Annotated in this window: 16 protein-coding genes, 1 other RNA gene and 1 pseudogene; 8 read left to right on the plus strand and 10 right to left on the minus strand. The window is 68.5% G+C overall.

Going from position 1 to position 18,310, the window contains the following annotated elements; all coding sequences use genetic code 11:
• Positions 1–232: 232 nt before the first annotated feature.
• Positions 233–1,158 (plus strand): annotated as a pseudogene (locus tag H7A86_RS01905) (alpha/beta hydrolase).
• Positions 1,159–1,174: 16 nt separating this feature from the next.
• Here H7A86_RS01905 and H7A86_RS01910 read toward each other — a convergent pair.
• The gene (locus tag H7A86_RS01910) at positions 1,175–2,032 is read right to left on the minus strand and encodes an IclR family transcriptional regulator domain-containing protein (protein ID WP_115675729.1); all 858 of its coding nucleotides are present in this window, start codon (positions 2,030–2,032) and stop codon (positions 1,175–1,177) included.
• Between the two features lie 147 nt (positions 2,033–2,179).
• Here H7A86_RS01910 and H7A86_RS01915 point away from each other — a divergent pair, with 147 nt between their 5' ends.
• Complete coding sequence (locus tag H7A86_RS01915) at positions 2,180–3,040, plus strand: PA4780 family RIO1-like protein kinase (RefSeq protein WP_119130302.1); 861 nt, start codon at positions 2,180–2,182, stop codon at positions 3,038–3,040.
• Between the two features lie 322 nt (positions 3,041–3,362).
• On the plus strand, positions 3,363–4,331 hold the full coding sequence (locus H7A86_RS01920) for an alpha/beta hydrolase (protein WP_119130306.1): 969 nt from the start codon (positions 3,363–3,365) through the stop codon (positions 4,329–4,331).
• 131 nt (positions 4,332–4,462) lie between these two features.
• Here H7A86_RS01920 and H7A86_RS01925 read toward each other — a convergent pair whose 3' ends face one another.
• The 3 genes from H7A86_RS01925 to H7A86_RS01935 form a co-directional block, all read right to left on the minus strand.
• A complete protein-coding gene (locus H7A86_RS01925; RefSeq protein ID WP_119130639.1) occupies positions 4,463–5,173 on the minus strand; it encodes a DUF2490 domain-containing protein in 711 nt (236 codons plus the stop codon).
• Between the two features lie 218 nt (positions 5,174–5,391).
• Entirely contained in the window at positions 5,392–7,296 is a 1,905-nt protein-coding gene (gene mnmG, locus H7A86_RS01930) for a tRNA uridine-5-carboxymethylaminomethyl(34) synthesis enzyme MnmG (RefSeq protein WP_115675732.1), read from the minus strand.
• A 578-nt stretch (positions 7,297–7,874) separates the two neighbouring features.
• Positions 7,875–8,354: a hypothetical protein gene (locus tag H7A86_RS01935; protein WP_047124571.1), complete on the minus strand. Its 480-nt coding sequence runs from the start codon at positions 8,352–8,354 to the stop codon at positions 7,875–7,877.
• 157 nt (positions 8,355–8,511) lie between these two features.
• Here H7A86_RS01935 and H7A86_RS01940 point away from each other — a divergent pair, with 157 nt between their 5' ends.
• The 3 genes from H7A86_RS01940 (at position 8,512) to H7A86_RS01950 (ending at position 10,573) form a co-directional block, all read left to right on the plus strand.
• The gene (locus H7A86_RS01940; RefSeq protein ID WP_119130308.1) at positions 8,512–9,471 is read left to right on the plus strand and encodes a pyridoxal-phosphate dependent enzyme; all 960 of its coding nucleotides are present in this window, start codon (positions 8,512–8,514) and stop codon (positions 9,469–9,471) included.
• A complete protein-coding gene (locus tag H7A86_RS01945; RefSeq protein WP_119130640.1) occupies positions 9,456–10,073 on the plus strand; it encodes a YdcF family protein in 618 nt (205 codons plus the stop codon). The genes H7A86_RS01940 and H7A86_RS01945 overlap by 16 nt, the downstream gene beginning before the upstream one ends.
• Positions 10,074–10,153: 80 nt before the next feature.
• Positions 10,154–10,573, plus strand: coding sequence for a nuclear transport factor 2 family protein (locus H7A86_RS01950; protein ID WP_115675733.1), 420 nt, complete (start codon positions 10,154–10,156; stop codon positions 10,571–10,573).
• A gap of 269 nt (positions 10,574–10,842) precedes the next feature.
• Here the strand turns inward: H7A86_RS01950 and lpxO are convergent, their stop codons facing one another.
• Positions 10,843–11,748 (minus strand): lipid A hydroxylase LpxO, encoded by a 906-nt coding sequence (lpxO, locus tag H7A86_RS01955; protein WP_016903250.1) that lies wholly within the window; start codon positions 11,746–11,748, stop codon positions 10,843–10,845.
• Between the two features lie 95 nt (positions 11,749–11,843).
• On the opposite strand from lpxO, the gene H7A86_RS01960 reads away from it, so the two are divergent.
• Positions 11,844–11,919: non-coding RNA, sX9 sRNA (locus H7A86_RS01960), on the plus strand.
• 170 nt (positions 11,920–12,089) lie between these two features.
• On the opposite strand, the gene bioC is transcribed toward H7A86_RS01960, so the two are convergent.
• From bioC to bioB, 5 genes are all read right to left on the minus strand, one after another.
• Positions 12,090–12,974 (minus strand): malonyl-ACP O-methyltransferase BioC, encoded by an 885-nt coding sequence (gene bioC / locus H7A86_RS01965; RefSeq protein ID WP_119130309.1) that lies wholly within the window; start codon positions 12,972–12,974, stop codon positions 12,090–12,092.
• Positions 12,975–13,239: 265 nt separating this feature from the next.
• Positions 13,240–14,022, minus strand: a complete 783-nt coding sequence (locus H7A86_RS01970) for an SDR family oxidoreductase (protein WP_119130311.1) — start codon at positions 14,020–14,022, stop codon at positions 13,240–13,242.
• Between the two features lie 43 nt (positions 14,023–14,065).
• Positions 14,066–14,827, minus strand: coding sequence for a pimeloyl-ACP methyl ester esterase BioH (gene bioH / locus H7A86_RS01975; protein WP_119130313.1), 762 nt, complete (start codon positions 14,825–14,827; stop codon positions 14,066–14,068).
• A 309-nt stretch (positions 14,828–15,136) separates the two neighbouring features.
• Positions 15,137–16,342: an 8-amino-7-oxononanoate synthase gene (gene bioF, locus H7A86_RS01980; protein WP_119130315.1), complete on the minus strand. Its 1,206-nt coding sequence runs from the start codon at positions 16,340–16,342 to the stop codon at positions 15,137–15,139.
• A gap of 97 nt (positions 16,343–16,439) precedes the next feature.
• Positions 16,440–17,474, minus strand: coding sequence for a biotin synthase BioB (gene bioB, locus H7A86_RS01985; RefSeq protein ID WP_119130317.1), 1,035 nt, complete (start codon positions 17,472–17,474; stop codon positions 16,440–16,442).
• Between the two features lie 49 nt (positions 17,475–17,523).
• On the opposite strand from bioB, the gene H7A86_RS01990 reads away from it, so the two are divergent.
• A complete protein-coding gene (locus H7A86_RS01990) occupies positions 17,524–18,249 on the plus strand; it encodes a ComF family protein (RefSeq protein WP_180708006.1) in 726 nt (241 codons plus the stop codon).
• Positions 18,250–18,310 lie beyond the last annotated feature (61 nt).

An 18,310-nucleotide genomic window follows, 5' to 3' on the forward strand; every position in this document is an offset into this window, starting at 1 on the left:
CGTCGCTGACACGCCAGGCGGCGATGCACCGCGATCGGTTCGGATGGCGTGCCGCTGCTAGGCCAGCAGCGCAGGTGCGGCAAGAATGCAGACGCAATGCATCTGGTTGCGTGCTGGCGGCGCCGTGAGCACACCGGCCGGTGATGACATCGCCCATCGACGACGGGATGATGGACATGCGGCGACGGACAACCGCTTCCGGTCGCACAGGACATTCCCCACGAGGTTGCCGATGCTGCTGCGTACCGTTTGCCTGCTCTTGCTGCTGCTCGCCGCCTCCGGGCTGCAGGCACAACCGCATCCCGGGCCCGGGACCCGCCTGGCGCAGGTGCGACCGACGATGGCCAGACGCTGGCGGTGTGGTCGCGCGTGCCGGCGCAGCCGCGCAGCACGATCCTGCTGGTGCATGGGCGCACCTGGAGTGCGTTGCCCAATTTCGACCTGCAGGTTCCAGACGAACCGCGCGATGCGCGCTCGGTGCTGGCGGCATTGGCGCAGGCCGGCTATGCCGCCTACGCGGTGGACCTGCGCGGTTATGGCGGCAGTGCGCGCGATCCCAGCGGCTGGAACACGCCCGCGCGCGCAGTGGCCGATGTCAGTGCGGTGCTGGCCTGGGTGGCCCGTCAGCACCCGCAGCTGCCGGCGCCGGCGTTGCTCGGTTATTCCAATGGCGCGCGGGTGGCGCTGCTGATCGGCCAGCAACACCCGCAGGCAGTGTCAGTGCTGGTGCTGTACGGCTTCCCGGACGATGTCGACGCAGCCCCCGACGCCACCCCGGCGCCTGCGCAGCCAGTGCGTGCGCGCACCACGGCCGCGGCGGCCGGCGAGGATTTCATCACCGCCAACGCCGCCCCGCCCGGCGTGCGTGCGGCCTATGTGGCGCAGGCGGTGTCGGCCGACCCGGTGCGCACCGACTGGCGCGCCATGGAGCAGTTCGCCTTCCAGCCGGAGCAGGTGACCACGCTGCCGGTCTTGCTGCTGCGCGGCGTCGACGATCCCATCGCGACCCAGTCCGACAACGCGCACCTGTACGCACGTCTGCGCAGCCAAGACCGCAGCTGGGTCACGCTGCCGCACGCCGATCACGTGGCACATGTCGAGGACACCCACGCCGCCTGGGTGGATGCGGTGGTGAGTTTCCTGCGGCGGCCACGCTGAGCGCGGCGGCAGCCCGCTAGCTCAACAACGCGCCCAGCCGCTGCGCCGCCTGCTTCAACGGCTCCAGCAGCGTCTGCATCGTCTGCAGGCTCACGCGCCCGGCCTGGGCGCCGATATTGAGCGCGGCGATCACCTCGCCGCGCAGGTTGCGCACCGGTACCGCGATCGAGCGCAGGCCGATTTCCAGTTCCTGGTCGGTCAGGCACATGCCTTCGCGGCGCGTACGTGCCAGCACCTCCAGCAATGCCGATGCCTGGGTCACGGTGCGGTCGGTGCGCGGGCGCAGCGTGGTGCGCTCCAGGTACGCCTGCAAGGTGTCGCCGGGCAGGGCCGCCAACAGGACGCGGCCCATCGAGGTGCAATAGGCCGGCAGGCGTGTGCCCGGGCGCAGCCCGATCGACATGATGCGCACCGTTTCTGCGCGCGCCACGTACAGCAGGTCGTCGCCGTCCAGCACGCCCAGCGAGCAGGATTCGTGCAACTGGTCGCGCAGCCCGTCCAGCACCGGCTGCGCCGCCGCCGTCATCGACGACGACGCCGCATAGGCGCCGCCGATCCCCAGCACACGCGGCAGCAGCACGTAGCCGCGGCCCTGCTCGCCGACATAGCCCAGCCTGGCCAGGGTATGCAGCACCCGCCGCACCGCCGCACGCGAGATGCCGGTCTCCAGGCTGATCTGCGACATCGTCACCTCGCGCGCGTGCTGGGCGAACACGCTCAGCACCACCAGCCCGCGGCCCAGCGAGGTCATGAAGTCCGGGTCGCCCTGGGCCGCGGCGATCTGCTGCATCAACTCATGCGGCAGGCCGCGTTCGCTACCGCCGGTGGCCACGGCGGTGGGGCGTTTGCGTCGGCTGGAGGCGGGCTCGGGCATCGGATCGCGGGCTGGAAGGGTCCATGCATGGTAAGCGCTCACGCCGATGCATGCGCCCGGTCGCAGCTTGTGCCCGGACATGTAAGCGCTTCACCCTGGTTGCCGCATAATCGTTGCTGGTTTGTTTCGGATCGGTCCCCTTAGTCCATGAAAACCCCCAAGGGCCTGCAACCGCTGATCGACGACGGCATCATCGACGAAGTGTTGCGACCACTGAAGAGCGGCAAGGAAGCATCCGTCTACGTGGTCAGCACAGGCGCCGACATCCTGTGCGCCAAGGTCTACAAGGACATGGCGCAACGCAGCTTCCAGGCGCGCGTGCAGTACCAGGAAGGCCGCAAGGTGCGTGGCAGCCGCCAGGCGCGCGCGATGGGCAAGGCCACCAAGTTCGGCCGGCGCGAAGCCGAGACCGCGTGGAAGAACACCGAAGCCGAGGTGCTCTATCAGCTGATGGATGCCAGCGTGCACGTGCCCAGGCCGCGCGGCTATTTCCATGGCGTGCTGCTGATGGACCTGGTCACCGACGAGGCCGGCCACAGCGCACCGCGGCTGGGCGAGGTGGACCTGGAACCGGAACAGGCGCGCAGCTTCCATGCCAGCCTGATCGGCGACGTGGTCAAGATGCTGTCGCTGGGCCTGGTGCACGGCGATCTGTCCGAATACAACGTGCTGGTCTCGCCCGATGGCCCGGTGTTGATCGACTTCCCGCAGGTGGTCAGCGCTGCCGGCAACAACGCCGCCCGCGACATGCTGCTGCGCGATGTGCACAACCTGCGCGACTGCCTCGGACGGTTTGCACCGGAACTGCTGGAAACCCATTACGGCGAAGAGATGTGGGCGCTGTTCGAAAAGGGTGAGTTGCGCCCGGACAGTGTGCTGACCGGACGCTTCAAGTTCGACACCCGCCGGGCCGACGTGCGTGCCATCCGCGCCTCGATCGAAGACGCGCGCCAGGAGAACCTCATCCGTCAGCAGGGCCGCGAGGCCGCTGCCGAGGACGACGACTAGACTGCCGCTGCCCTGGCGCGCGCGTCGGCGCGACAGCGGCGGCACAGCGACAGCGCTGCCGGCATGCAGCGCGCAGGGAGATCGAACAGGTGCGCGCCGGGCAGGCGCGTAGGTGCGTTGCAGCGCAGCAAAAAACCGGCGATGCCCGATCGCGTCGACCATTTGCTGGACACCGCCACTGCGGCTGCATGCGTCGGCAGCACCGGATTTTGCGGCGCTGCGGCGCACAGTCGGCAACGCCATTGAAATGATTGATGACGGTCGATGGTGATTGATCATAAGTATCTGGCAGGCTCAGCCATCGTCTCCTGGAGAGTCCGTCATGTCGTTTGATCCCGATGTCGCGCGCCTGTTTGCCCAGCTTCAACACGCCGCTCAACCACCGATGGAAACCCTGCCGCTCGAGGGTGCCCGCGCAATGATGCGTGCACTCGGCGCGCAGATGGGTTTTCCACGCGTGGAGATGGCCGAGGTGCGCGATCTGCAGGCCGATACCGCAGCCGGCCCGGTGCGCCTGCGCCTGTATCGCCCGCCAGGGCTAGCCGCCGGCCCCGCACCGACCTGCCTGTTCGTGCACGGCGGCGGCGGTGTGGTGGGCGACCTGGACTCCCATGACGATGTCTGCCGGCAACTGGCGGCGCGTGCCGGCTGCCAGCTGCTGGCGGTCGACTATCGCCTGGCGCCGGAACATCCCGCGCCGGCGGGCGTGGAGGACGTGCTGGCGACCCTGCACTGGCTGGTTGCCCAACCCGATGCGGTCGGTGCCGATGCACGGCGCCTGGCAGTGGCTGGCGACAGTATCGGCGGGGCCATGGCCGCGGTCGCGGCGCTGGCCGCGCGCGACGCCGGGATCGCGTTGCGCTGCCAGGTGCTGGTATATCCGCTGACCGATGCGCGCGAGGACAACGGGCAGTATCCGTCGCGATCGCACAATGCCGGCCTGCCGCCACTGACCACCGAGGCGGTGCGCTTCTTCAACCGGCATCTGTTGCCCGATCCCGCCATTGCACAGGACTGGCGTGTCTCGCCGATGCTGGTGCCGGAGGTGGCCGGCGTTGCGCCCGCACTGGTCATCGTGGGCGACCGCGACATGCTCTACGACGAAGGACGCGGCTATGCCGAACGCCTGCGCGCAGCCGGCGTGGAAGTCACCCTGCACAGCTTTCCCGGCATGATCCACGGCTTCATCAACATGGGCGGGGTCCTGCGCGCCGCCGACGAAACGCTGGAGATGGCGGCGCTGCTACTGCGCCAGCGCTTGCTGCCTGCCGTCGAGCGCAGGGCGGCGTAAGGCATGCGTGCGGCAGGCGTGCATGCGCGCGCTGCCGCGGCACTGCAGCCACTCGCGCATGCAGGTCACCGGCGTCGGGAAGCCCCGGCCGAGCCGGTGGCCGCGCAAGCCTTGCGGCCGCCCATCACGCTTCAGAAATTGAAGCGGAAAGTGGTCATCAGCACATGGTTTTCGCGGTCCACCGTGCTGGTATTGACGAACTGGTTCAGATAGCCGACATCGACATTGGCAACATCGTTGAACTTCCAGTTGATGCCGACGAAGACGCGGTTCTGGTCCAGGCCGCGTCGCGCACCCCAATCGGTTTGGTCGAGATTGACGAACAGTTCGTTGAACGCCACCCACGACAGTTGCGCAGACAACGCACTGGGCCGGACCGCTCTGATCATCTGGCGCACCCGATACCCTTCGTCGCTGAATCCTTCGCGGTGACGCTGCTCCAGGCGGGTGCGGCTGGTGATGGTGATGTTGGCAATCGGATCGAACTGATATTGAAACTGGCCCCACCAGCGGTTTTCGCGGTTGGAGGATTGCCCGGCCGGGTGGCTGATGATGGTGTCGTAACCCATCCAGACACTGGCCTTGGGAGTGAACCGGTAAAACACCGCGGGGCGCAGGATCAATTGATCGAACTGCTCGCCTTCTTCGCGCCAGCGTGGATGCACATCCATGCTCCAGTACAGGTTCTCGACCGGCAGCTTGCCCTGGGCATACACGCTCAGCCAGTAACGCCCGTCTTCCTCGGTCTGCGCGGCCGCTTGCGAGGTGCCGCCCAGCATCAGCAGCAGGGCGGGGCAGGCGATTCGGTAGGTTGCCGACAGCAGCGCGCGCAGTGGGTTCATGGTCAGGACGTCGTCAGTGGTGCCGGAGCATACCAACTCGGTCGCGACCTCCATCAAGCTTCCCGGCATCGCCCGTGCGATACCGGAGCATTGCTTCGCGTGCGGCGACATGGAGTCGCGCCATGACATCGGTTGACAAGCATCCACGCATTTTCGGCGTGTAAAGCGATGGGGCGATCAGGCCGCCGACATCAACGTGTCAGCGCATCGGCGGGCGCTCACGCCACCTGGCTGCGGCGCGCCCGTTCCAGATGCACCAGCAGCAGCGAGATGGCCGCCGGCGTCATGCCGGGAATGCGTTGCGCCTGGCCGATGTTCTGCGGGCGCACGCGTTCGAGTTTCTGCTGCACTTCGATCGACAACCCACGCACGCCGGCGTAATCGAATCCTTCCGGAATCGGCGTGGTTTCGTGGCGCTGCTGGCGCGCGATGTCGTCGCGTTGGCGATCCAGGTAGCCGGCGTACTTGACGCTGATCTCCACCTGCTCGGCCACCTGCGCATCATCCACGCCCGGCCCCAGGGTTGGCACGCGCATCAGCGTGGCGTAGTTGAGTTCGGGGCGCTTGATCAGGTCCAGCACGTTGGTTTCGCGGCTTACCGCCACGCCCAGGGTCTGGGCCACTTCGCGGCCCAGCGCATTGCCCGGGGTCGCCCACAGCAGCGACAGGCGCGCGCTTTCGCGCTGCACCGCCTCCTGCTTGGCCGCAAACCGCGCCCAGCGCGCATCGTCGACCAGGCCCATGGCACGGCCGACGCCGGTCAGGCGCGCATCGGCATTGTCCTCGCGCAGCTGCAGCCGGTATTCGGCGCGGCTGGTGAACATGCGATACGGCTCGGTGGTGCCGTGGGTGATCAGATCGTCCACCAGTACGCCCAGGTAGGCCTCGTCGCGGCGCGGCGACCACGCCGGTAATCCCTGTACATGGCGCGCGGCATTGAGGCCGGCGAGCAGGCCCTGGGCGGCAGCCTCCTCGTAGCCGGTGGTGCCGTTGATCTGGCCGGCGAAGAACAACCCGCCCACTGCCTTGGTTTCCAGCGAGGCCTTGAGCCCGCGCGGGTCGAAGAAGTCGTATTCGATCGCATAGCCGGGGCGGGTGATGTGCGCCTGCGCAAACCCGTGGATCGAGCGCACCAGCGCCAGCTGCACGTCGAACGGCAGCGAGGTGGAGATGCCGTTGGGATAGATCTCGGCCACGTCCAGGCCTTCGGGCTCGACGAAGATCTGGTGGCTGGTCTTCTCGGCAAAGCGCACCACCTTGTCTTCGATCGACGGGCAGTAACGCGGGCCGATGCCTTCGATCTGCCCCGAATACAGCGGCGAGCGATGCAGCGCGCTGCGGATGATGTCGTGGGTCTGCTCGGTGGTCTGGGTGATCCAGCAGCTGACCTGGCGCGGGTGATCGCCGAGCTGGCCCATGAACGACATCACCGGTAGCGGATCGTCGCCGGGTTGTTCGGCCATCACGCCGTAGTCGAGCGTGCGCCCGTCGATGCGCGGCGGGGTGCCGGTCTTGAGCCGGTCGATCGCAAACGGCCGCTCGCGCAGACGCGCGGCCAGCGTGGTTGCCGGCGGGTCGCCCATGCGCCCGGCCGCGTACTGGGTTTCGCCGACATGGATCTTGCCGGCCAGGAAGGTGCCGGCGGTCAGCACCACCGCCGGCGCTTCGAAACGCAGCCCGGTCTGGGTGACCACGCCGCGCACGCTGTCGGCTTCGGCAGCGCCGTGGTGGATGATCAGATCGTCCACCGCTGCCTGGAACACGGTCAGGTTGGGCTGCGTCTCGACGATGCGGCGGATCGCATTGCGGTAGAGGTTGCGGTCGGCCTGGCAGCGGGTGGCGCGCACCGCCGGCCCCTTGGAGGCATTGAGGGTGCGCCACTGGATGCCGGCCTGATCCGCCGCGCGTGCCATCGCCCCGCCCAGCGCGTCGATCTCCTTGACCAGATGGCCCTTGCCGATCCCGCCGATGGCCGGGTTGCAGCTCATCGCGCCCACCGTCTCGATGTTGTGGGTCAGCAGCAAGGTGCGGGCACCGGCGCGCGCGGACGCCAGCGCCGCCTCGGTGCCGGCATGGCCGCCGCCGATCACGATGACGTCGTAGCGATAGAAGGAGTCGGACATGGGCGTGGACCAGGAGCAGAAGGAGGTTGGCGGCCGCGAAAGTATCGGCTGAAGGGCGGGCGAGGTCACGAAACCAGTAAAAGTGTGACTTACATCACATTATTGAATACTGACCCTCAAGTTGGCATGTTCCGTGCGGATATCCCTACTGCACCCGTCGTGGCATTGCGACATGGGCGCAAGGCTGGAATTGGAACAGGGGCCAGCCACGCGTGCGACGGGGTCGCGTAAGGGTCGGTAGTCGGGGGACTGCCGGCCCTTATTTTTTTTCCGGAATCCATGCCGGCCGCAGGCCCGCCTGCCGGGTTGGGATACCCACAGGTACGGCAGAGCGGACGACAAAAACATAAAGCCCCGGCATGCCGGGGCTTTATGCATTGGAGGCGCCGATATCCGACAGGGCCGGAACAGGGGGGATCCAGATTTCCCTGTCGGACATCGACATAAGTCGGTCAGTGAAGCGAGTCAGGTCAAAAAATGACGTGGCGGGTCACACAGAGCACCTAGCTTGCGACCAAGTGCCGGCTGAACGCAAGCCCCCAACATCATCATTTGTGGGCCACGTCGCAGTCAGCCACTCAGGGAATCTGCTGGCGTGTGTTGCGGGGTGCGGTCTGCCGTTGAATCTCACGGATCACCCGCGGCGGTGCACCGATGCGTGGCGGCGGCCGCGACGGCGGCGCACCGGTCGCCGGGGGGCGATTGGGTTGCTGCGGGCGCGGCCCGTTGGGGCGGGGGCCGTTCGGACGCGGGCCGTAGAACGAGCCATTCGGACGCGGCGGCCGGTACTGCGGGCGTCGATCGTTCTGGCGGTAGTAATAGCCGCCACCGCCGCGGTAGACCGGATACACCGGGTAGTCGTACAGCCCGATCGACCCGGCACCATAGGGGTAGCCGTACGGGCTGCCGTAGGAATACGGTGAGTACCCCGGCGGGTAGCGATACTGCACCGCGGGCGCGCCGCGGTAATAGCCGCCCGACCCGGCGCCGGTGTAGTCGTACGTTGCGCAGCCGCCCAGGGCCAACAGCCCGGCGGCGAAGATCAGACGGAATTTCATCGATGGTGCCCTCCTGCAACCATGGTGTCACTTTCGAGCCGATGCATTGAATCGGTCCTTAACTGTGCCGCAATGTGGCGCTTCTTCATCGATCCAGCATGCGCGGGCAGTGCGCCTGCAGCCGTGAAGGCGGGGACGATACGTTAATCTTGCAGGCATGATCGAGACGGTCCCTCTTGCCCATTCCGACGTCCTGCAAGCCGCTGCGCGCATCGCGCCGCAGTGCGCGCCGACACCGCTGCTGACCGCGCACAGCCTGGACGCCCTCTGCGGCGCGCAGCTGTTCTTCAAGGCCGAACACCTGCAGCGCAGCGGCGCATTCAAGTTCCGTGGTGCCTGCAACGCGGTGTGGTCATTGCCGGCCGGGCTTGCCGCACGCGGTGTGGTCACCCATTCGTCCGGCAATCACGGCGCCGCACTGGCGCTTGCCGCGCGCACGCGCGGGATCGGCTGCCATGTGGTGGTGCCCGAAGGCGCGGTGGCCGCCAAGCTGGCCAATATTTCCCGTCACGGCGCCACGCTGTGGCGTTGCGCGCCCACCATCGCGGCGCGTGAGCAGATGTGTGCCGAGGTGCAGGCCGGCAGCGGCGCGACGCTGGTGCATCCGTATACCGACCCGGCCGTGATCGCCGGGCAGGGCACCGCCGCGCTGGAGCTGCTGCGGCAGAGCGGCGGGCTGGACGTGCTGGTGGCACCGGTCGGAGGGGGCGGGCTGGCGGCAGGTACTGCGCTGGCGCTGCAAGCGGCGCCGGGCTGCAAGCTGGTGCTGGCCGAGCCGAGCGGGGCGGCCGATACCGCGCGCTCGCTGGCGGCTGGCGAGCGCCTGGTCGACTTCGTGCCCGACACGCTCTGCGACGGCCTGCGCGGCACCCTGGGCGCGCCGAATTTCGCGCTGTTGCAGGCCGCCGGCGCACAGGTGATCACCGTGGACGATGCGGCGGTGGTGCAGGCGATGCGGTTGATCTGGCAGGTCCTCAAACAGGTCGTGGAGCCGTCCTCGGCGATTGCGCTGGCGGCGGTGCTGGCCGACCCGGCGCGCTTTGCCGGGCGGCGGGTCGGGCTGATCCTGTCCGGCGGCAATGTCGACCTGGACGCGCTGCCCTGGGCCGCGGCGTGAGCAGGCGCTCGCATGGGATCGGTCTGTGGGGCTGGTGCTGGCGCCTGTGCATGCTGGCGCTGATCTGGCTGGTGGGCGTGGCCGGCTGGATCGTCTGGGTCGGCGATCGCGACCAGGCCGCGCCGGCCGACGTGATCATCGTGCTGGGTGCGGCCGCCTACGATGCGCGCCCCTCGCCGGTGTTCGAGGAGCGCATCCGACATGCGCTGGACCTGTACACGCAGGGCTACGCGCCGCGGCTGCTGTTTACCGGCGGCTTCGGCAACGGCGCGCGCTTTGCCGAATCGCAGGTGGCGCGGCGCTATGCGCTACGCCACGGCGTCCCGCCGGAAGCGATCGTGATCGAGACGGTCTCGCGCACCACCCGGCAGAACCTGCAACAGGCGCGCGCGCTGATGGACCGTCACGGCATGCACCGGGCGATCATCGTCAGCGACCCCTTGCACATGGCGCGCGCGCTGCGGCTGAGCCAGGAGCTGGGGGTGGACGCGCTGGCCTCCTCCACGCCCAGCACGCGCTTTCGCAGCTTCCACACCAGCTGGCGCTTCCTGCTGCAGGAGGTCTATTACTTCCACCGCGATCTGGTGGTGCAGGGCGCCTGAGGCCGGGTGTGCTGCATGGCAGGCGTGTCCAAGCGCAGCACGCGCTCTATGATGCGGCTTTCCCAGCGGCAGGTGCGAGCATGAGCGAGCGCAATCGGCAACACGCCATCGGCCTGGTCCAGGCCTATTACGACGCCTTCAACCGCGGCGATTGGGATGCCATGCTGGCGTTCCTGGCCGACGATGTCGCGCACGACCTCAATCAGGGCCCCCGCGAGATCGGCCGGGCGGCATTTGCCGCCTTCCTGCAACGCATGAACGACAGCTACCGCGAGCAGCTGCGCGATGTCGTGGTCACTGCCAACGAGGACGGCACGCGGGTCGGTGCCGAGTACGTGGTGCACGGGGTCTACCACACCACCGACGAAGGCCTGCCGGAGGCCAACGGGCAGACCTACGTGCTGCCGGGCGGTGCATTCTTCACTGTGCACGACGGCAGGATCACCCGCGTCACCAATTACTACAACCTGCAGGAATGGATCGCGCAGGTGGCGCGCTGAGTGCATCGATCGGCGCGGGCCAGCCCTGCGTAGGAGCGCACCCGGGCGCGACCAGGCATTGCGGTAACGCCTCATCGCGCCTGGGTGCGCTCCTACGTGGTGGGTTCGGTGTTGTGGCATGACTCCGGCGTTGCGGCATGACGCGGTGCATACCCTGCCTGGGCCGATCGGCATGGGCAGCCAGACCTGCGCAGGAGCGCACCCGGGCGCGATGGGCATACCGGTAACGCCCCATCGCGCGCAAGCGCGCTCCTGCGCGGTGATCCGGGTTACAGCAGCACGATCCCGACCACCACCAGGATGAAGATGCCCCACTTCAGCGTCTGGTACAGCGGGTTGTTGCGCTCCTTCAGCGCCTTGGCCTTCAGCCGCGCGGCATAGAAGTAGCGGAACACGCGGTTGATGCCGCCGGTCTTGTCGCCTTCCTGGTTGGGCGAGGCACCGGCCGAGAGCAGGCTGCGGCCGACGAAGCGGTTCACCGCCGCGGCCCAGCGCCAGCGCATCGGGCGCTCGATGTCGCAGAACAGGATGATGCGGTCCTGGTCGGTGTCGTTGCGCGCGTAGTGGATGTAGGTCTCGTCGAACATCGTCCATTCGCCATCGCGCCAGCTGTGGCGCTGCCCGTCGACGTCGATGAAGCAGCGGTCGTCGTTGGGCGTGGCCAGGCCCAGGTGCAGGCGCATGGACCCGGCGAACGGGTCGCGGTGCGGGCGCAGTTCGCTGCCCGGCGGCAACTCGGCGAACATCGCGGCCTTGACCGTGGGGATGGACTTCAGCAGCGCGGTGGTCTGCGGGCACAGCTCGGACGCCGACGGGTGCGCGGTGCCGTACCACTTCAGATAGAAGCGCTTCCAGCCGCGGCGGAAGAACGAGTTGAAGCCGATGTCGGTGTAGCCGTCGGCGGCGCGGATCTTCTGCATCTGCTGCAGCGCCACCGCTTCATCGCGGATCAGCGGCCAGTTGGCGCGCAGCGGCGCCAGTTCCGGGAATTCCTTGCCGGGATCGATGAACGGTGTGGTCGGCACCCGCGAACACAGATACATCAGCGTGTTGATCGGCGCCATGAAGGTGGAATGGTCCAGCAGCTGCCGGCTGAGCCGGTGCCGCACGCGACCGCGGTAATGGATGTACAGCGCCGATGCGATGAACAGCGCGATGATGAGCCATTTCAACATTGGGAAGACCAATTGGGGGGCGGGGGCCGCAACCATCAGCGCGGCGATCAAAACGACAAACGGCCGGGCGGGCGCTGGCGGTGCTCGGAACCTGCATGTATCACGCGTACACGGCGGTCCCTGCGCGCCGTCTGCAGCCACCTGGCGATCGCTTGCGACGTAGTGCTCGCCACGCTGGTTGAGGCATTGAACAAGGTGAGCCGCAACAGGAACCTGCGGCCGTTGACTGTTGAATTCTACCGGGTGTCGGGACCGAGCCTGACAGGTCGGCATTGGTGTGGTCGCAAAACTGTGTGTCTCGCCGGCAGCGGCTGCGGTGCCGCCGGCGATCTGCACCGCCGCTAGTCGATGCGGCGGCGGATCGGAATCGAGGCCACCGGCACGCTGGCGACGTCATGCCCCTGTTCGCGGATGGGCGCGCCCGGTGCCGGTGCCCAGGCATGGGCATAGATCACTTCCCAGGAGCTGGGCAAGGTGCCGTCCGGCCGCCGCAGCGGCTCGTAGGCGGCGCTGGCGGCGGCAAAGCGGCCGCGCCCGGTCAGGGTGGCGCGGCGATTGCTGAGCGCGTTGGTGGCGCCCATCGCGCGCAACTCGCGCATCAGCGCGGGCAGGTCGCTGTAGGTCAGCGTAAACAGGTCGCGGTCCAGCACCGGGTCGCGGAAGCCGGACATCAGCAAGGCATCGCCGAACTGGGCGATCGGCGGGAATCGGCTGACATGCGGGGCCGGGTCGGCCTGGGCGAAGGCCTCGCGCAATTCGATCAGCGTCTCCGGGCCGAAGGTGGAGCACAGCAACAAGCCGCCCGGCCGCAGCGCGCGGCGGAAACCGGCGAACACTGACGGCAGGTCTTCCACCCACTGCAGGCACAGGTTGCTGAAGATCACATCCACGCTGCCGTCGGCCACCGGCAAGGCGCGCGCATCGGCGCAGACCTGCGCGAACGGCTTCCACCAGCCCGCCGCCTTGCGCGCCTGGCGCAGCATCGGCATGGCCTGGTCCAGCGCGATCACCTGCGCCTTGGGCCAGCGCTTCTTGATCGCGGCGCTGGCATGGCCGGGGCCGGCGCCGACATCCAGCACCACCTTGGGCACCTGGTCGCCCAGGTAGTCGAGCGATTCGAGCAGGCGCGCTTCGGCTTCGCGCTGTAGCGCGGCGGCGGCGGCATAGCTGCTGGCGGCACGCGCAAAGGCGCGCCGGACGTGGCGGGGGTCGAAAGTACTGTTCATGAGCGGCGCTATTGTCGCCTGTGGCCGGGGCGGAGGGAATCGATGTGTGGCGCGGACCGGCAATCGGCCCGGAGCAGTGCAAGCGGTCGGTCCGCCAGCGACAGCATGGCGACCGCAAGGGACCGGCAGGGTGTCTCGACGCGCGCGTCGTGGCCGGAGGCAACCGGAACGTCCGCCGCAGTAGCCACAACCATCGGCCCGCAACGTCCGCCTAGAGCGCGTCGGTCACCGCATTGGCCACACCCATCGGCATGGCCGGCGCGTCCTAGAACGTGCCGGGATAGCTGCCGCCGTCGATCAGCAGGTTCTGCCCGGTGATGTAGCCGGCCTGCGCGCTGCACAGGAACGCGCAGGCCGCGCCGAATTCGTCCGGCTCGCCGAAGCGTGCGGCCGGAATGCCTGCACGCTTGCGCTCGGCGACCTCTTCGGCGCCGAGGCCTTGCTGTCGGGCGATCGCCGCGAAGTTGCCGCGCAGGCGGTCGGTGGCGAACTGGCCGGGCAATAGATTGTTGATGGTGACGTTGTCGGCGACCGTGCTGCGCGCCAGCCCGGCGACGAAGCCGGTGAGGCCGGCACGCGCGCCATTGGACAGGCCCAGGATGTCGATCGGCGCCTTCACCGCACTGGAGGTGATGTTGACGATGCGGCCGAAGCGCCGTGCGCGCATCGCATCGACGCTGGCGCGGATCAACTCGATCGGCGCCAGCATGTTGGCATCCAGTGCGCGCAGCCAGTCGTCGCGTTCCCACTGGCGAAAATCGCCGGGCGGCGGGCCACCGGCGTTGTTGATGAGGATATCCACCTGCGGGCAGGCGGCGAGGGCATCGCTGCGTCCCTGCGGGGTGGCGATATCGGCCGCCACGCTGCGCACTTCGCCGGCGCCCGGCAGTGCGCGCAGCGCATCGGCGGACTGCTCCAGGGCATCGCGGCCGCGCGCGACGATCACCACGTTGACGCCTTCGCTAACCAGCGCGCGTGCGCAGCCCAATCCCAGGCCCTTGCTGGCGGCGCACACCAATGCCCAGCGCCCGGCGATTCCCAGATCCATGCGTGTGTCCTCGATCAGCGATGGCGCATGATCGACGATCGGTTCACGGCACGGACGCAACGAAGCGTTGCAGCGCCTCGGCGACCTGGTCGGCGTGGCCAAGAAACGGTGCGTGGCCGCCACCGGCAATGGTCAATGCCTGGGCGTGCGGAGCCAGCGCCGCGGCGGCCTGCATGCCGGCGGCCGGCACCAGCCGGTCGCGCTGGCCGGCAATCCACAGGCTGGGGCGTGTCAGCTGCGGCAGCGCGCGGCGCAGGTCGGTGCGCTCCAGCAGGCCAAGACCTTGCTGCAACGCTGCCGCGGCTGGTTCGCCGCGCGCCACCAGCGTCTCGCGCAGGCTGCGCAACTCGCTGCGGGCATGCGCCGAGCCCAGCGTATCCAGCGCCAGAAACCGCTCCAGCGTACCGCGGTAGTCGCGCGCCAGGTCCTGGCCGAATTGCACGAACACCTCGCGCTCGACGGCGTCGGGCCAACCGTTGCCACGCACGAAACGCGGCGTGGCCGCGATCATCGCCAGCCCGCGTACCTTGGGCTGGGTAGCCGCGGCATGCAGCGCGAATAGCCCGCCCAACGACCAGCCGACCCACACCGCCGGCGGCGTGGCGGCGGCGATGCCGGCGACCACGTCCGGCAGCGCCAGCGGCGTGCTGTCGTCGCGGCTGAAACCGTGCCCGGGCAGATCCACCAGATGCAGTTGATGCTGTGCGGCCAGGCGTTCCACCAGTGGCGCGAACACGCCGCCGTGCAACGCCCAACCGTGCAGAAGAACCAGCGCAGGCCCGTGGCCGATGACATCGATATGCATGCGGGGATTGTCGCCGATTGGCGACAGTCGGTGCGCGCAGATCCTTGCGCGCAGATCCGTGCCCGAGCGACGGTGAGTCTCGAGTCGGCGTATGGCGCCTGTAGGTGGCGCGTTGACCCCGGGATTCGACGCAGCTCCGTTGCGTGCGCACATGACCCTGATCGCGGCAGTGGCAACGCCAGTGATCCATCAGGTGTCAGCTGGGTGTGGATTGTGCGCGCAGCGCTGCGGTTTCAGTCGAGCGATCCGTGCCACCCCGAGCACCGGCGGCGCTGCCCGGCTGCTGGGCAGGCGGCTTGATCGTCGCCCTCAGGCCGACGCGCGCAGTGGCTGCCGACTGACCACATCGCGCGCCTGCACGATGGCCTCGATCAAGGCCTGCACCTGCTGCGGCGTATGCAGCGCGGACAGGGTCACACGCAGACGCGCCTTGCCTTCGGGCACGGTGGGCGGACGAATCGCGCCGACCAGGAAGCCGGCCTGTTCCAGCGCGGCGGACATCGCCATCACCGTGGCTTCTTCGCCGCACAGCAAGGGCTGGATCGGCGTATCCGAGGCCATCAGTTCGAAGCCGTGCCGGCGTGCGCCATCGCGGAAGCTGCCGATCGACTCGACCAGCTTGGAACGCCGCCAATCGTCGCGACGCGCCAGGCGCACCGCCGCCAGGGTTGCAGCGACCTGCGCCGGCGGCAACGCGGTGGTGTAGATGTAGGGGCGCGCGGTTTCGGCCAGATGGCGTACCAGCGCTTCATCGCCGACAACGACCGCGCCATAGCCACCGAGCGCCTTGCCCAGGGTCACCAACTGCAGCGGCACCTCGGCCACGCCCAGTCCGGCATCGGCCACGCAGCCGCGCCCCTGCGGGCCGAGCACGCCCACGCCGTGTGCGTCGTCGACATAGAACAGCGCCTGCTGCATGCGCGCCACCAGGCTCAACGCGCGCAGCGGGGCCACATCGCCATCCATGCTGAAGACGCCATCGCTGGCCAGCATCGCCGCGCCCTCGGGCGCGCCCTTGAGCTGACGCATCGCGCCTTCCACATCCAGGTGCGGATAGCGGCGCAGCCGGCAGCCGGCCAGGCGCGTGGCATCGAGCAGGCTGGCGTGGTTGAGCCGGTCCTGCACGCAGACATCGTCGTCCTCGCTGAGCAGGGCCTGCTGCACCGCCAGATTGGCGACAAAGCCGCTGCCGAACAGCAGGGCCGACGGATAGCCCAGCCACTGCGCGATCTCGCGTTCCAGCGTTTCGTGCGCGGTGTGGTTGCCGCAGATCAGGTGCGAGGCGGTGGCGCCGGCGCCATCGCGCGCGGCGGCGTCCTGCAACGCAGCGACCACTTCGAACTGCTGCGACAGGCCCAGATAATCGTTGGAGCAGAAGCCGGTCAGCCAGCGGCCATCGATCTCCAGCCGCACGCCATCGCGCCGGCCCACCAGCCGCCGTACCCGCACCCGTTCCTGGGCCACACGCAAGGTGCGCAGCGACGAAATCCGTTCGTGCAGATCGGGGCGAGCCATGGGGGCATTCAGCGGCAGAAAGGTGCGCTAGCGTAGCCTGCCGCGCACGGCGCGCCCAGCCGGCACCGACGATCGGTGCCGGGTGCTCGCTTCGCGGTCAGGCAGCGTGCTCGCAGGCCGTGCTGCGGGTGATCTCCGCATGCACGGTGCCCGGGTGGTCATGGTCGGCGGCGTCGACGGTGATCTGCATCGGGCGCAGGCCCAGGCGCTGGAACAGGGCCTGGTCGCGCTCGGTGTCCGGGTTGCCGGTGGTCAGCAGTTTTTCGCCGTAGAAGATCGAGTTGGCACCGGCCAGGAAGCACAGCGCCTGCAGCTCGTCGCTCATTGCTTCGCGGCCGGCGGACAGGCGCACCATCGAATACGGCATCGTGATGCGGGCCACGGCGATCATGCGCACGAATTCGAACGGATCCAGCTGCTGGGTGCCGTGCAACGGCGTGCCGGCAACCTGCACCAGCTGGTTGATCGGCACCGAGTCCGGGTGCGCCGGCAGCGTGGCCAGCGCCAGCAGCAGGCCGATGCGGTGCTCGCGGGTTTCGCCCATGCCGACGATACCGCCGCAGCAGGTCTTCAGGCCGACGTCGCGCACATGCTCCAGCGTGTTCAGGCGGTCCTGATACTGGCGGGTGTGGATGATCGAGTCGTAGTAATCCGGCGCGGTGTCCAGATTGTGGTTGTAGTAGTCCAACCCGGCGTCCTTGAGCGCGCGCGCCTGGCCGGCGTCGAGCATGCCGAGCGTGGCGCAGGTCTCCAGCCCCATCGCCTTGACCTCGCGGATCATCGCCGCGACCTTGGGGATGTCGCGCTCCTTGGGCGAGCGCCAGGCCGCGCCCATGCAGAAGCGCGAGGCGCCGGCGGCCTTGGCTTGCCGCGCCTTGGCAACCACTTCGTCTGTCTCCATCAGCTTCTGCGCGGTCACGCCGGTGTCGTAGCGCTGCGCCTGCGGGCAGTACGCGCAGTCTTCCGGGCAGCCGCCGGTCTTGACTGACAGCAGCGTGGAGACCTGCACTTCCGCCGGATCGAAGTGTTCGCGATGCACGCTGGCGGCGCGGTGCAGCAGCTCCGGAAACGGCAGATCGAACAGCGCCTGCAGCTCGTTGCGATCCCAGTCATGGCGTACGACAACAGACATCGGGGTTTCCTGACAGTCAGCGGCTTGGAAGCCAGGCAGTCTGGTGAGCATGCGAGAGGCTGTCAACTTCGATGAGGTGCATTCGGTTTACAGCTGGCCGCGACGGGTGTTGCGGCTGCTGCTGCCGAACGTGTGCCTGGTATGCGCCGAGGCCGGCACTGCCGATGGCGATCTCTGCCCGTGGTGCCGCGCGGCCTTGCCCGATCACGGGCGCGCCTGCCTGTGCTGCGCAACGCCGTTGTCCGCTTCCGATGAAGCGCTGCTGTGCGGGCAATGCCTGCAGCATCGGCCACCGCTGCAGCACGTGCATGCGTGCTTCACCTATCGCTGGCCGGTGGATGGCCTGCTGCGGCGTTTCAAGTTTCGCCAGGATCTGGCCGCCGGGCGTCTGCTCAGCGAGTTGATGGTCAAGGCGTGTGCGGGCCTGCCGCGTCCGCAGGCACTGGTGCCGGTGAGTCTGCATCGGCAGCGCCTGCGTCAGCGCGGTTACGACCAGGCGCTGGAGCTGGCCAGACCGCTCGGGCGCGCGCTGCGGTTGCCCTGCCTGCCCTTGCTGCGCCGGGTCCGCGCGACCGCGCCGCAGTCGGAGCTGGATGCGGCCGAGCGCCAGCGCAACCTGCGCGGCGCCTTCGTCGCGCGTGGCACGTTGCCGGCGCATGTTGCCCTGGTGGATGACGTGATGACCACCGGTGCGACGCTGCATGCGGCGGCGCAGGCCTTGCGTCGGGCCGGCGTGCAGCGGGTGGATGCGTGGGTGTGCGCGCGGGTGCCGTGAGGCTGGTGGGCCGCGTGTTGTGAGCTGCACCATGGGGCTTGGCCCGTACCCTCACCCCAAC

This window comes from Xanthomonas euroxanthea (assembly GCF_903989455.1).
Classification (GTDB): Bacteria; Pseudomonadota; Gammaproteobacteria; order Xanthomonadales; family Xanthomonadaceae; genus Xanthomonas; species Xanthomonas euroxanthea.

What these genes read in the sequence shown, in the direction of transcription:
- mnmG (WP_115675732.1), bottom strand. Translation starts at nt 7,296, where the DNA reads ATGTCCGACTCCTTCTATCGCTACGACGTCATCGTGATCGGCGGCGGC.
- H7A86_RS01940 (WP_119130308.1), top strand. Translation starts at nt 8,512, where the DNA reads ATGATCGAGACGGTCCCTCTTGCCCATTCCGACGTCCTGCAAGCCGCT.
- H7A86_RS01920 (WP_119130306.1), top strand. Translation starts at nt 3,363, where the DNA reads ATGTCGTTTGATCCCGATGTCGCGCGCCTGTTTGCCCAGCTTCAACAC.
- H7A86_RS01990 (WP_180708006.1), top strand. Translation starts at nt 17,524, where the DNA reads ATGCGAGAGGCTGTCAACTTCGATGAGGTGCATTCGGTTTACAGCTGG.
- H7A86_RS01935 (WP_047124571.1), bottom strand. Translation starts at nt 8,354, where the DNA reads ATGAAATTCCGTCTGATCTTCGCCGCCGGGCTGTTGGCCCTGGGCGGC.
- bioH (WP_119130313.1), bottom strand. Translation starts at nt 14,827, where the DNA reads ATGCATATCGATGTCATCGGCCACGGGCCTGCGCTGGTTCTTCTGCAC.
- H7A86_RS01925 (WP_119130639.1), bottom strand. Translation starts at nt 5,173, where the DNA reads ATGAACCCACTGCGCGCGCTGCTGTCGGCAACCTACCGAATCGCCTGC.
- bioB (WP_119130317.1), bottom strand. Translation starts at nt 17,474, where the DNA reads ATGTCTGTTGTCGTACGCCATGACTGGGATCGCAACGAGCTGCAGGCG.
- bioF (WP_119130315.1), bottom strand. Translation starts at nt 16,342, where the DNA reads ATGGCTCGCCCCGATCTGCACGAACGGATTTCGTCGCTGCGCACCTTG.
- bioC (WP_119130309.1), bottom strand. Translation starts at nt 12,974, where the DNA reads ATGAACAGTACTTTCGACCCCCGCCACGTCCGGCGCGCCTTTGCGCGT.
- H7A86_RS01970 (WP_119130311.1), bottom strand. Translation starts at nt 14,022, where the DNA reads ATGGATCTGGGAATCGCCGGGCGCTGGGCATTGGTGTGCGCCGCCAGC.
- H7A86_RS01915 (WP_119130302.1), top strand. Translation starts at nt 2,180, where the DNA reads ATGAAAACCCCCAAGGGCCTGCAACCGCTGATCGACGACGGCATCATC.
- lpxO (WP_016903250.1), bottom strand. Translation starts at nt 11,748, where the DNA reads ATGTTGAAATGGCTCATCATCGCGCTGTTCATCGCATCGGCGCTGTAC.
- H7A86_RS01910 (WP_115675729.1), bottom strand. Translation starts at nt 2,032, where the DNA reads ATGCCCGAGCCCGCCTCCAGCCGACGCAAACGCCCCACCGCCGTGGCC.
- H7A86_RS01950 (WP_115675733.1), top strand. Translation starts at nt 10,154, where the DNA reads ATGAGCGAGCGCAATCGGCAACACGCCATCGGCCTGGTCCAGGCCTAT.